This is a genomic window from Paraburkholderia sp. NMBU_R16 (genome assembly GCF_013282575.1).
GTDB lineage: Bacteria > Pseudomonadota > Gammaproteobacteria > Burkholderiales > Burkholderiaceae > Trinickia.
This window is the reverse complement of record NZ_JAAAYE010000085.1, coordinates 1-13,786: the sequence shown is the minus strand read 5'-3', so window position 1 is coordinate 13,786 and position 13,786 is coordinate 1. Positions and strand designations below refer to the sequence as shown.

The window sequence follows — 13,786 nt, the reverse complement described above, 5'->3', positions numbered from 1 at the left end:
TTATCTTTCGCCAGCAGAGTTCGCGGCGAAACATCGGGCAACAGCGGATGCTCCTGCCGCTTTCCAGGAGCTGGTTTAAAGGGACTTTGCTAGAAGCCGACTGGCCCTACCGAAGGGGGCAGGTCAGATCATTTGTGCCGTGGTTTTGCGGACGTTGGCGATAGAGTGTTCGTCGGTAACAGAGACCGGCAACGTGACCTTGTGGACACCAGCTTCAAACGCACCTTTGCAGCCGCGCAGGTTAGGCGCGAGGACCGCAACATGAAGGCCGGGAATCGAGAGAGCGTGAAGCACGACCTCACGTATGTCCGCCATTTGCGGTAGCAGCTTGGGCGGCACGAACGACCCCACCTCGATCTCCTTCAATCCGGCAGCGGCGAGCGCGGAAATCCAACGCAGCTTTGCCGCAGTCGGCATGACGTTTTTGATGCTTTGCAAGCCGTCACGCGGGCCGACCTCGCTAATCAAGATTCTGGGGGCACTCACGATTCGCTCCTTCATAAAGTTCTACCTGACAGACCTAAGTTCTACCTGAGAAAACTTTAGAGCAACAAGGGCGGAGCCACAACAGGGGTTAACCAGAAATAGAACTTGAGTTCTACTGCGCAGAACGATATAGTCTGAGCATGCCCCTCGGAGGAGTTAGCGTGCCCACCAAGAAAATCTCAGCGGCTGCGTCGGCCGATGAAGCGACTGGTGCATCCGGCGGCGTTGCCGTGCTGGACCGCGCCTTCTCGATCCTCGATGCCTTCGGGCTGTCCGATGATCGCCTGACGTTGACCGAACTTTCGCGGCGGACCGGCTTGTATAAGAGCACCGTATTGCGGTTGCTCGGCGCATTGGAGCACGGCGGATTCATACGTAAGCTCAGCGATGGCCAGTACGCCATCGGTCCCGCTCCGCTGCGCTTAGCGAGCCTCTACCAGCGGTCCTTTCAGGTCGGCCCCGTTGTCGAGCCAATCCTGCAGCAGCTAAGTCAAGATCTTGGCGAGACTGCATCGTTCTACGTAAGGCACGCAGATCAACGGCTCGTATTGTTTCGTGTCGAGCCGTCGAGAAGCGTACGAGTGTCAATACGGGTTGGGGAGATGTTCGATATCCAGAAAGGAGCGTCAGGCAAGCTACTCCTCGCCTTTACAGATCTTTTGGACGAGCGTTGGAAGGAGGTGCGTGACCGCCTATGGGCAGTCTCGTACGGCGAACGCGATCCTGAAACGGCTTCCGCGTCTGTCCCTGTCTTCGACGCAATGGGGGAGCTGGTTGGAGCACTTACTCTATCCGGGCCTAAAGGAAGAATCGACGCGTCACCTGCAATGGAACTTGCAATTAAACGCTTGCTCGAGGGAGCGAAACAGGCAACGGTGGGACTGGGCGGAAAAGGCGCGAGGTACGATGCAAGCATTGCCTCGTTTTCCGGGACGTCCGCGGTGAGCCATCGCCAGAACCTCGAGCGTGTTGGCTAACTGAGACGCTAGTAGTCACAGGTCAGGACGATTTTTCGATGTCGTCGTCATTCTGGAATCGGTAACCCCAGCCGCCAGTTCAGATTTCTGCGTGCCTGCGCCTCGCAGCGTGCATAGAAGAAATCGGTCAGATAGATGCGCGGCCGTACGAGCAGCGCGCCGAGAATCGTCCGTTCGTGAAGGTCGTAAGCCCGGTCGTCGAGATCGGGGCGCTCTGCGCGCAGGCGCCGGCCGTCTTCGCGAAACCGGCTGCGAGCGGCGCCCAGCACCGCCAGATCGATATCGCACACGAAGCGGGTATCCGGTTCCGCGGCAGTGCCCGCGTGGGTCGTCGCGAGAATCATCGCGCAGATGCGATCGCACGCGCGGATTCGGCCGCGCGCCTGCTCTCGAAACCACTCCGCACTACGCTGCTCGTTGTCTTGCGCGCCCGGAACGAAGATCACGTCATGGAACCAGAGCGCGAGCTCGACGGCATCCGGTGCCCGAATCGCATCACGCGCCAAGTCGAAGTGACGCAAGCATCGCCGCACATGCACGAGCGTATGGTAATGGCGCGCCGGCTCCGTATAGCAGCGCGCGAGCAGGCGATAGACCTCGTCGGCATCCGTCCCGCCGCTACACGACCACAACGCGACAAACCGCGCCTGCGTCCGATTCACGTTCGCTCCTTGGGCCGTGGGGCCAGCGCGATCGCCCGACGCCGACATCAGCGCGAGGCGTTCACAGAAATTCCGTGCGGATGTCGATACTCGAGCGCTGTCCGATGTTTACGTAGTGATGCGCGAGCCATGCATCCGCTTCGCGCCGCCCATGGTCACGCAGCTCGCTCAGAAATCCCCAATCTGCGTTGTACTTGCTCGATACGCTCAACGCGCTCAGCGCGTCGTCGGCGCGAATCGAATGGATCAGCATTTCCTTCATGTCGCCTTGTTTGATCGTGCCTTGCTGGATCAGGTCGGTGACGAACGCGATGGCACGCATCTCGCGCATCAGCGACGAGTTGAAACTGATCTCGCTGATGCGGTTGAGAATCTCCGCGGCCGTCATCGGTACACCGCGACGCACGAGCGGATTGATGTGCACGATCACGACGTCGCGCGTCGCGCAATTGTAGATAAGCGGATAGATGGCCGGATTGCCCATGTAGCCGCCATCCCAGTAGTACTCGCCGTCGATCGAAACTGCCTGGAACAGCGTCGGCACGCATGCGGATGCAAGTACCGCGTCGGCACAGACATCCTCTCGCGCGAACAGGCGTATTTTCCCCGTCTCGACGTTGGTCGCACACAGGTACAACCGAATCGGACAGTGCTTGCGCAGCGCGTCGAAGTCGACCTGACTGTCGAGCACTTCGCGCAGCGGATTCAGGTTGTTCGGATTGAACTGATAAGGTGAAAAGACGCGCAGCATCATGTCGGCGAATGCATAAAGCGGCGAATGATCGAGCCCGAAGCTGTGCGTTCCCTTCAACCACGGCACCCAGCGCAGCGGGTTGTAGCGCTCTGCCGATTGCGCGACCGCGTGCCAGAAATCGTGCAGTGCCTGACGTGCACCGTCGGCGCCGCCTTTTTGCAGACCGTATGCGAGTACCGCAGCATTCATCGCGCCGGCGCTCGTCGCGCTGACACCTTCGATCTCGAGCCTGCCGTCCTCGAGCAGCCGGTCGAGCACGCCCCAGGTGAAAGCACCATGCATGCCGCCGCCCTGCAACGCGAGCGCGATCGGCTTGCGCGGGGCATCGTCGCGGCGCCTCGTGTGCGTGGTTGCCATGCCCGTCCCCTCGACTCTCCATTCTGCGGAGCAGCCTCAAGTCGTGGAACGCACGTCGTCACGCGATACGCCGCCGTGCGACTCGGCTCCATTCAACCTGCACTCACGCTCCATGCATCCAGCAGCGCCTTCGCCTCTCGCAGATCGCTCGTAGCGAAGCCTTCCGTGAAGCTCATGTACACGTCGGACAGCGCCTGCTTCGCTTCCACGGTCTTTCCCCGCCGTTGCAACAGACGAGCCAAATCCGACGCTGCCCTCAATTCCAGCGCCTTCGCACCCTGCTCGCGTGCGCGCGCGATCGCCCGGTAATAACAGTCGGCGGCCTCGCCGTCGCATGCGGCGGCTGTCCCCGCCTCGTCCGCGCTTCCGGCCAGATAGACGCCCCTGAGCCGGTACAGATCAGCCTCGTAGCAATGCTCGCCGGATTTCTCGACGATCGCCATCGCGTCGTCCAGCATGCGCAGTGCTGCGCGCTTGTCACCCGAACGCCAGTAACTGTCGGCAAGCAGCGCAAGAAAATAAGGCCGCTGATCTTCGCCGCCGGCGGCCCGGTGCGCATCGAGCCCTCGACGCATCTGCGCAATGCCGCCCTCGATGTTGCCTTGCGCGCTCATCGCCCAGCCTTGCAACAGCGTCCCGCACGCGAGCCAGTAGGGCAATCCTAGCTCCGCCGATACCGCGATGACGGCTTCCGCGCGCTCGGCGGCAAGCGCGGGCTCCCCCCGTAGTTGATGCAAGTGTGCGGTGTAGGTCAGACTGAACGCCAGAGAGGGGCCATAGGCAAGAGCCTGTGCGAGCGCGAGCGCGTCGGCGCTACGTTTGAGCGCCTGGTCGGGATACCCCTGAAACCATAAGGTCAACCCGAGGTAGCTGAGTGCCCGGACGCCGGGCTCGACGCCATGTGCGAACACGTGAGCCTGATGCTGTTCCGGATCATAGGTCGCCAGGGCCTGTTCCACATGCCTGCGTGCAGCGTCGAAATCGCCCTGCAGGAAAAAGCACGAACCCAGTGCACCGTGTGCCTCGATGAGGAAGCCTGGATCGTTCGCATCCCGCGCCGTGCCGAGCATCTGCTGGCCCAGGTCGGTCGCGAGCGCATATTCGCCGCGCACCAGGTGATGTATCCGCAGTCCCAGCTGCGTCGCAAAGCGTTGCGATGCCTCCCCCGTGCGCTCGCATAATTCGAGCGCGCGCGTATACGTCGCGCCGACCTCCGGCGCGCCATACCCGCGCACGTCCATCAGGACTGGCCCAAGGGAAAGCAGCAGCGTCAGTTCCCAATGCGCGCGCATCGCGGTGTCGGGCAGGCCTTTCAGCAATGCGAGCGCCGCGCCGAGGTGATTCATTGCATCGTGATGGGCAGCATGGCGAAGCGCCTGCTGGGCCGCACGATGCAGGTATTCGACGGCCTTTGGAATGTTGCCGCTCTGACTGTAGTGATGTGCCAGTTCGCTGCAGTAATCGGCGATGCGCGTCGGGAACAGCATCTCGATCGCCTGCGCGGTGCGCTCGTGCAGCGTGGTGCGTCGCTCGGTGAGCAACGAGCGCCCTGCCACTTCCTGCGTCAGTGCGTGCTTGAACGAATAATTGACCTCGGGAAACGCGGGCCGCTCGTAGATGAACTCCGCTGCTTCCAGATGGGCGAGCAGCCGACGCAGTTCGTCGTCCCGCACCGACTCCTCGCCGCAAATTCGGCGGATCAGGCTGAACGGAAACTCGTGGCCGATCACTGCTAGCGCCTGCAGCAGTTCCTTTTCCTCGATCGGAAGCCGGTCGATCCGTGCCGCGAGCACACCCTGAACGGTGGTGGGAATATGCAGCGTCGCCGGCGTCTCGACGATGTGGTAGCGTCCGGCTTCGCCGAGCAGCGACTGCTCCTCGACGAGCGTCTGGACCACTTCCTCCATGAAGAACGGATTGCCCTCCGTCTTCTCCAGAATGCGCTGCTTCAGCGGCACGAGCGTGCGGTCCTCGCCGAGCAGCGCCGCCAGCAGTCCTTGCGCGTCGGCGGGACCAAGCGGTTCAAGCCGGATGGCGCTCCAGTGAGCGGCGCGCGTCCACGCGGGCTGATACTCGGGCCGGTAGTTCACCAGAAGCAGGATGCGCCTGTCCGGCAGGTGGTCGATCAGGTAGGCGAGGAACGCTTCCGTTTCACGGTCCAGCCATTGCAGGTCCTCGAACAGCAAATGGACCGGCTGATTCTCGCTCTCGCGCGCAAGAAGTTGCCGGATCGCATCGAACGTGCGGTCGCGCCGGATCTGCGGATCCATCTCGACGAGTACCGGCCCGCCTTCTCCGATGCCGAGCAGATGGAGCACGTACGGGACGAGATCCTCGAAACTGCGCTCCAGAGCGAGTGCCTTGCCGATGACCTTTTCGCGACAGCGCCGCTCGTCGTCCTGCACCGTGATCTGGAAATAGTTCTTCAGGAGCTCGATGAGCGGCAGATTGGGAAACGCCTTGCCGTGCGATACGGAAAACGTCTCGAGCACCAGCGCGCCGCGTCGCGAGCGCTCCTTGAATTCGTGGAAAAGGCGAGACTTTCCGACGCCGGCCTCCCCCACCACGCCAACCACGCGGCCATGCCCGGCCCTCATGGCTTCCAGCGCGCGGTTCAGGTGCTCCATTTCCGTTTCGCGGCCGACGAATCGCGCGAGACCGCGGTGCGCGGCCAGTTGCAGGCGCGTGCGTAATGCCCCCAGGCCAAGCAACTCGTATACGCACAGCGGCGCGGGAATGCCCTTGAGCTGCGTGGCCCCGAGCGCCTTGAATTCGAAATAGCCTTCGGCGAGCTTGTGGGTCGATTCGCTGACGAGAATCGACGTGGGTGCGGCGATTCCCTCGATCCGCGATGCGATGTGGATCGTGTGCCCGAGCGGATCGTAATCGGTATGCAAGTCGTCGGTGCGGATCGAACGGACGACGACCTCGCCCGTGTGAACGCCGACGCGGATTTGCAGAGGAACGCCTTCCTGCAGACGAATGCGGTCACCGTGCTGCCGCATCGCCTGCTGCATGCGCAATGCAGCGAAAAGCGCGCGCTGCGCATGGTCTTCGTGGGCGATCGGTGCGCCGAACAGCGCGAGGATGCCATCGCCGAGCGATTTTGCGACGTACCCTTCGTAGTAATGAACCGCTTCCATCATCAGCTCGACCACGGGCACGATCAGGCGATGCGCGACTTCAGGATCGAGATCGTGAATCAACGCAGTCGACCCGGCCATATCGGCGAACAGCGCAGTCACGGTCTTGCGTTCGCCGGCAGGTTCGCCACGCGCTTCCATCGCCGCGTGTTCGGCTCGGATTCGCTCGGCGAGATGATCGGGCGTGTAGTGGATGGGCGTCAGAGGCGGTTCGCGGCCGAATGGTCGGGAAAACGGCGGCGCAGCGGCGGGCGCAGTCAGCGGCGTTCCGCAGTTGCTGCAGAAGCGGGCCGCTGGCGCTGCCTCATGTCCGCAATGCGGACACATGCGGGACAGCACAGCCTGACATTCCTGGCAGAACCTCGCATCGGGAGGATTCTCGGATCCACAGATTGTGCAGCGCATAAAAACCCTCTTCCTGCCAAGGGCCGACCTCAAGATATTATGCGCCGCCCGTTGCGGGAATTCAGGTCCTCGCCCGATCCATCCGCTAAGCTCAGGATCCGCCGACAGGACATGGTCTGCTCACCCGAGAAACGAATGCCTCTTGCCGACCCACACCGGTCCTTGGCACGTTAAGAGGCGAATGGTAGGCTTCCGAGGTACAGCGGTCGCCGCACACCATTCTTATACCGCTCCTGACGCAGAACCGGATTCATTGCACACGAGCACGATCTTGCCTATCACGCCCCCTTCGCCGAGCAGCTCCTGCGCGCGTCGCGCCTCTGCAAGGGGGATGAGCTGCGCGATTAGCGGCTTGATCTTCCCCTGTTGCAGAAGGCCAAGCAGGACAATCAAATCTTGTCGAAACAATGCCGGTTTCAGCCGTTTTAGCCACTGGATGCTGTAGGGGATCACCCGTTTCCTGCCCGGCAATAGCCAGCCGCCAGCAATGTACAACCCGAAAATGGCGATTGCGCGAAAGCGATGACGACCGCCTGGACCTGGACGGCCTGAAGCGAATCTACCCCCACGCAGAGAAGAGGTTAGTCCGTATGCGACTACTGTCCCTCCAGGACGGAGAGCCTTGCGGGAACGCCAAATGTGGTTACCACCGACCCCTTCAAAGACGACGTCTACGCCGTCCGTTGTGAGGCGCTGAACTTCTTTCACAAAGTCGAGCTGTCGGTAATCAATTGGGATACCGCCCAGGTCTGAAACGGCCGACGCCCCATGCGATGAACAAGTACCGTACATCTCCAGTCCGGCGAGGCGCCCAAGTTGCAGTAGCGCCGTGCCGACCCCACCTGCCGCGCCGTGGATCAAGACGCGCTGGCCCGGTCTGACCTTCGCGGAACGATGCAGCATCTGGTACGCCGTAACATAGTTCAGCACGAGGCTGACAGCCTCAGCAGCGTCCAATCCAGGTGACACCGGAACCAATTCACCTTGCGGGAGGCACACGTACTGCGCGTACGCGCCACTGATCGGCAGCGCGCCACTCTCGCGGGGGCAAACGATTGTCGACTATCTAGCCTTCGGTGTCGAACGTCCCTTCATGGCCGAACCTCGCCGATCATCACGTGACAAATGCGCGCATTGCAGCGGACATCATTCAGAATTGAGTGCGTATTGTTTACCCGACCATCCCAAGCCATTCAGTTGAAAGGACCATCACTCCCACTCGATTATCAATTGGACTGCGAGACCCGCGTAGATACTGGATTTCATGGCGAGCCGATCCGTCCGTACCATCAAATATGCCATCAGGCCGCCACCATGCAAAAGGGCCGCCATATCGGCAGCCCCTTCGGCGTTACTGGCTCGCCCATCAAGCATCACGCCTTTGCAGCCGGCGCGGCCTTCACCTTCGTGGTGGAGTGGACTGCGAGTACATTACATACGAATCGCGTGCCGCTGTGACGCGCGCTGATCGCGCATACCACGTACTGAACGGCGAACAGGCCGGCAGCGATCCACCGGCTTGCCGCTGGCGCCCCAGCATACCAAAGAGCGGCAGGCACCAGCGGGACCAACAGCAGCGACATGGCCGCCATGTCCCGATACATCAGGTATAGCCTGTGTGCGTGCGCCACGGCGGCATCGTCGCCCACCATTCTGTACAGCTTGTACCACTTCGCGTTCTGCTCTCCGGGGTCGGTCGGCGGCGGCCCGACGTTCTTTTCGAGCGCCTTCATGTCGATTCGGGCATCGGCCGGCGCGTGCTTCGTGAATGCCTGGCTGCCTGGAAGCGGGTTGGCGATCCTCCAGTAGACCAGCCTCGCCTTGGCTTCGTGGGACAGCAGGCCGGTCAGCAGGAGCACCACGACGGGCAACAGCGGCGACACGCTGGCGCGCAGTATGGCCAGCTTGCTGGCGTCCACCAGCTCGGGCGCGATGAACAGGAACACCACAGCCGCATCCAGGGCGGCCAGCATGACTAGCCATTTGATGTTCGCGGCTTTCAGGGCATCGGATCGACTTTTCATCCTTGGCACTCGGTATCGATAAAAAAGCCGCCGCTGTCGTCCACTTCGAACAGAATCCACCCATCGCGCCGCGTGGTCAGGACGTGGCGCCGCTTCCCGGTTGTCCGAACGACGACCCCATCATCCTGCACTACCGGCCTGTAGTCCGGGGTGCGCTGCGTGTCGTGGACAATGGACTTGTCAGAAATGATGACGGCGCGCGGATTACAGATTTCGAATACCTCCGCGCAGAAGCCATTTTCCCTACCGTGGTGCGAGGCCATCAGCACATTGACGGTGCCAAGCCATGCGCGAAAATCGGTGCGTTCAAGCAGCGCCAGCCAGCCGTCACGCTCCAAGTCGCCGGGGAATAGGAAAGTCGTGCCGCCGTAGCGGATGAACACCACAAGGCTAAGATTATTCGTGTCGATGAAACGCGGGAACGGGTTGCTGAACGTCTCGCAAGTTATCCCGTTCATGTACTGATTGAAGGGGCGGCTTGTCGGCACGTTGAAGCTGTCGCAAGCGCCCGCATACCATTCGGCATCGCCGGTGAGCGGGCCGCCGCCAAGCTTGATCGCCCGCAGTGTGGTCCCATCGTATGAAGTGTTCCGGATGAGGGTATCCACAGTCACGCCAGCCCGCCCAAGCCCGGATAGGTCGCTCATGTGGTCCTGGTCGGCATTGGTGATGAACAGGTAATCGAGATTTGTTCGACCGAGTTGGTAACGAATGAAGGCGCTGGGAGACCATGTATCCGAGTCGCCACAATCGATCATGGCGAGCGGCCCGAATTGCTCCCCGCCGAAAGGTGCAGGCATGGCGTGCTGCAGCATGACACACTGGCCATGCTCCACGTCCCAGACGCGAAGGCGCATTACCCCAGGCATGATGGTCCCCAGTCCCCAGAACAATGCGGATGATATAGGGCCTGCGCTACGCTTGCGCTAGTTGCGTCCTCGATATTTTCAACTTGCCAACAGCTAGGCAAGCACGCCCGCCTGCGTAGGCTTTTCCCCAGCGGCCCGCAGGGCGGCGGCAGCCAGGGCCAGCGCATCCCCGCGCCGCCGCTCGCGGTCCGCGTCTGTGACGACAGGACCGAGTACGCGGGACACAAGCGCGTCCCATGCGTCGGCATCGCCTGATTTCTTCGTAATCTCGCGGCCGGCAGTGCCGCGAATCGAAAACTTCGGAATCATCGCGCGTCTGCTGCCAGTTCGGCGGCACAGTGCGCAAGGTCATCGCGGCCGGCGCGGATGAACTGAACAACGGCATCCAGCAAGGCGCGTTCGGCGGCTGATTGCGCGGCTGCGCGCTCGACTTCGGTATCGTGCGGCGGCGTCAGGAACAGCATGGCTCGCTTAGCGGATGCCAGGACTTCATTCGTCGTCGGTGTCTGCATGGTCGTCGGTCTCGTCGGTCAGGTCGGGTTCGGTTTCGGCAGCGGTCTTAAGTGCAAGCGTCAATTCTTCGCGCAGCTTCTGCTTGAACGTCGTTTCGTTGGTTTCACCGAGTAGCTGCAGCGCGGCTCGCTGGGCGACGTTAAGGACGTTCCGCTGGATAACCGCGCACTTCGCCGACTGCGCGCGCTCGAATTCGCTAATTAGGGCGACCGCGCCGCGTTCCTTCGCCAGCTCCAGTTCGGCGCGCGTAGCATCGGCGTTCAGCTTGCGCAGCCGCGCCTTGTTGATTTCGTCGCCAACGTCGCCGCCAGTCTGGTACGCGATCAGCGCCTGCACCGAGTCACCCAGCGCGTAGCGGTTGCGGCCGATGCGAACAATCACGCCTTCCTCGGCGCGCTGGCGCACCCAGCGCGTTGTCATGTTGAACATCGCGGCCAGGTCTGCGTCCGACACTTCCATTTCGAGAATTACGCTCACACCGTCACCCTTGCTGTTGTGGTGTCCAATCGCTGAATCTGTCGAACGCAGGCCGCCGCCACGCTTTCGCTACATCGCGAATCGACGCCGCCACCGCGCGGTCATTTGCCGATAGCCGTGTGTCACTGGCGATTGCGTCGGCCGTAACGGCAGCTGCCGCGATAAGGTCAAACAGGTTGTTCGGATCGATGCCGCTCATCGCTTGATGCCCCCAGCTTGTCGGGCCTGCTCGATCAATGGGCCATTGGGGTCGATGCGCGTTGCGCCACGCGGCGCTGCGTGACGGCGCTTGCCACCCCTGTATTTGCGTTTGCCACCAGGATTGGGCGGCGTCGGTTGCGTTACGGGTGCGGGCGTCGGCAGCGCTGCGGCTTCGGGTGCTTGCGCTGGCGCGGCGCGGCGTCGAAACAGCTTGGTCAGAAGTGCCTTCATTCGCCCGTACCTCGCTGTGCCGTTGCCAGCCCGATTGCGGCGCATTCCAGCGCAGCCGCTGTGCGTCGCAGGTCAGTGATTGCGTGCGAAACTACCGGCGAGTCGATGTTTGCGGCACCGGCCAATAGCGTGCGATAGCGGGCCAGCAGCGCGGATGCTTCGCCGATCTGGTCGGCGGCTTCGGTAAGTGTTTGTCGTTGTCGCATTTCGAAAATGGCATGTCGCTAAGGTAGGGCGCTGGCGAATTTCCGGCCCGCCAGCAGGCGAAGGGGTGGCCCGTTTTATCGTCGCGGTGGCTGCCATACCGCGCTCACGTGCTTCTGACCGTCCGTCGTGAGCTGGACGCCTCACTATTAGCCCGGTGAGGCCGGTTGAAAATCGTTTCGGTGTCCATCCAGCGCACGACGCAGCAGAGCGGTAGCGCATTGATTGAACGAAAGGTCCGCGCCGACACGCTCGCTCATTTGGCGTCGTTCGGCTTCGATCTTTTCGCGCACGTCGCGCGGGATTGTCAGTGAGACTTTCTGCTGTTCCATGTTCAAATCTCCAAGGGCTTCCAGCTGGCCCAGTCGCTGCGCTTAGCAGGCGCCGCGATGGCATCGCGTTGAAATTCAGTGACGCGGCTGGTCAGCAGCTTCACGGCGCGAGCCATCTGTGCGTCCGTCAGCGCGGGGAATGCTTGCCGCAGCCAGTCGCGCGCACCATCGAACGAATAGCGGAATGTCCCGTGCGCCGTCATCACCAACACGCGCGGGCTTCCTTCGTCATCCGCTCCGCGATCCACGATAGTCGCTGCGGCGATCACGGTTGCGGCTTCGGCTGGCAGCTCGTCGCTGGCCCGCGTTACGGTGGGCTTTCGCCCGCCCACCAGGGCGCGCAGGCGGGTGAGCATTACGCGGCCACCGTCCAAAACTTGCCGGCGTCAGGCAACACTGCCTGCGCATTCACCAGGCAAGTCACTTCCAGGTCGCCGGCCGTGGACAAGCGGCGCGCCTGGACGGTCAGTTCCGGCCAGACCGCAACGGCAGCGCTAGAGAACGCACCGATGTATGTTCCTGCAGTCGCTTCGCTGATTTCACCCGGGATGCCGGGGTTCGCCACGAACGCACCGTCACCGCGATAGCCTGCGCCCGTGCCCGTCGTGCCGATGACGGCGCGCAGGTCGTCCACCTTTAGGAACTTGGCGGCAGCCGCGCCGAACGTGAACGCGGCCGGCGTGGCGGCCGCAATGGCCGTGAGCAACAGCTTGTCGGCGTACAGACCCAAGCCCATCAGGACCGAACGCAGCAACGCGTCGCGCAGATCGTCACCGCCGCCCACCTGGCGGTTCTGGTCGCGCGTAACAGTTACGCGAAATGCAGCGGTCGGCACGCTCGGCCAGGTAAACAACTGGTCGCGGAACGGCAGGGACGAAACTGTTGCGTCAGACGCATCCGCCAGCGTGGCGAACTGCGCCGGCTCGACGTTCCGCACGAGTTGCGGGTCTTCGTAGAAGCCCAACAGGCCGTCCGTCTTTTCGCCGCCACCGATGGCAATGGCGCGGTCGCGGGGATGAGCGATGATGATGCGAGTGCCAGCCTGCGCGACGACGGAATGCTGTTCGATAACGGCGCGAGGATCGAGCGTCAGCGTTTCTCCAGCGGGGCGGTTCTGCACGCCGTACACGTTAGGCGATGGATTGCCGTCTGCGACGAACTGCGACAGGTCAATCATGACGCGGCTTGCGGCCGGGAACGGCTCACGGCGCGGATTGTCCGCGCTGCCGTAGTCTCGATAGCCAAGCGCGCGTTCCGCCGCTTCCATAAGGCTGGTCAGCGGGTTCGGTTGCGGCTGGCGCTGGCCGGCGCGGGAATGCGCCTCCAGGAGGGTGCGGGCTTCGTCGTCGGTGTAGGTCATGTTTTCGCTCGTTTGCGGTTGTTTAGAAGAATTCTGCGGCGTTATCGCTGGGAATTCCTCTTGCGGGATATTCGCGCTGCCGTTTTCCGAATTCTTCCGCTTTCCGATGCTTGATTCCTCTTGTGGGTTATTCATTCGTTGCTCTGTCAACGAACTGGAAATGGAACGGGATTTTGGAGCCACGCAGATATTCGATTTCGGGGCTCACATGGCACCGCCCCTGGCGGCCCTGGGAAGGACCCGCGACGGGGGGGGCGGGGGTGCTCGCCAGGCCACCACGACGCCAGGTCGGCATCCCACGTCTACGCCACGCCAGCAGCCTTTGCAGCCCTTCTGCGACCTTCAGGGGTGAGAAGGTATCGGCGCCTTGCATCGCGCTCTACAAGCCCAGCACACGTCATGCTGGCGAGCTTTCTTATAACGGTTGGTCGCGGCATGCCGATGTACTGGGCCAGCTTGTACGCCGTGAGCGGCCTGCCCTCCAGGTCACCGATGGCTACGGCACACATCAGCAGCGCGTCGCCGGCATTGGACGCAAACCGGCGCTCCCTAAGCAGCGCCAGGGACAGCTTGCGCATGTCATCCAGGACGCGATGCAGGGGCGTGCGGCGGAGCGTGGTCGGCGGTTTCGGTTTCAGCAGGTTTCAGGATTCCTATAAGTCTCCTGTCACTGACCGGCATATTCGAGCCATTCCGGGATCGGCGTAATCGAGCCACCGGATGATCGCCGTAATCGAGCCAGTGCATGATCGGCACAATCGGGCCACTCGATGATCGGCGTATTGGAGCCA

The 13,786-nt window shown here is 62.2% G+C and carries 15 protein-coding genes and 1 pseudogene; 1 reads left to right on the top strand and 15 read right to left on the bottom strand.

The window, feature by feature from the left end:
- Positions 1 to 126 precede the first annotated feature (126 nt).
- A pseudogene (locus GWC77_RS25435) lies at positions 127 to 501 on the bottom strand (hydroxymethylglutaryl-CoA lyase); the annotation flags it as partial.
- Positions 502 to 647: 146 nt separating this feature from the next.
- Between GWC77_RS25435 and GWC77_RS25430 the strand changes: the two are divergent.
- A complete protein-coding gene (locus tag GWC77_RS25430; protein WP_367949108.1) occupies positions 648 to 1,463 on the top strand; it encodes an IclR family transcriptional regulator in 816 nt (271 codons plus the stop codon).
- A gap of 47 nt (positions 1,464 to 1,510) precedes the next feature.
- On the opposite strand, the gene GWC77_RS25425 is transcribed toward GWC77_RS25430, so the two are convergent.
- From GWC77_RS25425 to GWC77_RS30390, 14 genes are all read right to left on the bottom strand, one after another.
- Positions 1,511 to 2,125, bottom strand: coding sequence for a hypothetical protein (locus GWC77_RS25425; protein WP_367949107.1), 615 nt, complete (start codon positions 2,123 to 2,125; stop codon positions 1,511 to 1,513).
- Between the two features lie 61 nt (positions 2,126 to 2,186).
- The gene (locus tag GWC77_RS25420) at positions 2,187 to 3,236 is read right to left on the bottom strand and encodes a patatin-like phospholipase family protein (RefSeq protein WP_173261511.1); all 1,050 of its coding nucleotides are present in this window, start codon (positions 3,234 to 3,236) and stop codon (positions 2,187 to 2,189) included.
- A gap of 92 nt (positions 3,237 to 3,328) precedes the next feature.
- Complete coding sequence (locus tag GWC77_RS25415) at positions 3,329 to 6,784, bottom strand: adenylate/guanylate cyclase domain-containing protein (protein ID WP_173261509.1); 3,456 nt, start codon at positions 6,782 to 6,784, stop codon at positions 3,329 to 3,331.
- A 222-nt stretch (positions 6,785 to 7,006) separates the two neighbouring features.
- On the bottom strand, positions 7,007 to 7,687 hold the full coding sequence (locus tag GWC77_RS25410; protein WP_254367174.1) for a zinc-binding dehydrogenase: 681 nt from the start codon (positions 7,685 to 7,687) through the stop codon (positions 7,007 to 7,009).
- Between the two features lie 470 nt (positions 7,688 to 8,157).
- Positions 8,158 to 8,808 (bottom strand): hypothetical protein, encoded by a 651-nt coding sequence (locus GWC77_RS25405; RefSeq protein WP_173261507.1) that lies wholly within the window; start codon positions 8,806 to 8,808, stop codon positions 8,158 to 8,160.
- Positions 8,805 to 9,623, bottom strand: a complete 819-nt coding sequence (locus GWC77_RS25400) for a ComEC/Rec2 family competence protein (RefSeq protein ID WP_254367173.1) — start codon at positions 9,621 to 9,623, stop codon at positions 8,805 to 8,807. The genes GWC77_RS25405 and GWC77_RS25400 overlap by 4 nt, the downstream gene beginning before the upstream one ends.
- A 147-nt stretch (positions 9,624 to 9,770) precedes the next feature.
- Complete coding sequence (locus GWC77_RS25395; RefSeq protein ID WP_173261503.1) at positions 9,771 to 9,986, bottom strand: hypothetical protein; 216 nt, start codon at positions 9,984 to 9,986, stop codon at positions 9,771 to 9,773.
- Positions 9,983 to 10,141: a hypothetical protein gene (locus GWC77_RS25390; protein WP_173261501.1), complete on the bottom strand. Its 159-nt coding sequence runs from the start codon at positions 10,139 to 10,141 to the stop codon at positions 9,983 to 9,985. Before GWC77_RS25390 ends, GWC77_RS25395 begins: the two co-directional genes overlap by 4 nt.
- A gap of 25 nt (positions 10,142 to 10,166) precedes the next feature.
- Entirely contained in the window at positions 10,167 to 10,667 is a 501-nt protein-coding gene (locus GWC77_RS25385) for a hypothetical protein (protein WP_173261499.1), read from the bottom strand.
- A gap of 4 nt (positions 10,668 to 10,671) precedes the next feature.
- The gene (locus tag GWC77_RS25380; protein WP_173261497.1) at positions 10,672 to 10,866 is read right to left on the bottom strand and encodes a hypothetical protein; all 195 of its coding nucleotides are present in this window, start codon (positions 10,864 to 10,866) and stop codon (positions 10,672 to 10,674) included.
- A 586-nt stretch (positions 10,867 to 11,452) separates the two neighbouring features.
- Positions 11,453 to 11,635, bottom strand: a complete 183-nt coding sequence (locus GWC77_RS25375) for a hypothetical protein (RefSeq protein WP_173261495.1) — start codon at positions 11,633 to 11,635, stop codon at positions 11,453 to 11,455.
- Between the two features lie 2 nt (positions 11,636 to 11,637).
- The gene (locus GWC77_RS25370; protein ID WP_173261493.1) at positions 11,638 to 11,991 is read right to left on the bottom strand and encodes a hypothetical protein; all 354 of its coding nucleotides are present in this window, start codon (positions 11,989 to 11,991) and stop codon (positions 11,638 to 11,640) included.
- Complete coding sequence (locus GWC77_RS25365; RefSeq protein ID WP_173261490.1) at positions 11,991 to 12,995, bottom strand: hypothetical protein; 1,005 nt, start codon at positions 12,993 to 12,995, stop codon at positions 11,991 to 11,993. The genes GWC77_RS25370 and GWC77_RS25365 overlap by 1 nt, the downstream gene beginning before the upstream one ends.
- 302 nt (positions 12,996 to 13,297) lie before the next feature.
- Positions 13,298 to 13,504 (bottom strand): helix-turn-helix domain-containing protein, encoded by a 207-nt coding sequence (locus GWC77_RS30390; protein WP_367949109.1) that lies wholly within the window; start codon positions 13,502 to 13,504, stop codon positions 13,298 to 13,300.
- Between the last annotated feature and the right edge of the window lie 282 nt (positions 13,505 to 13,786).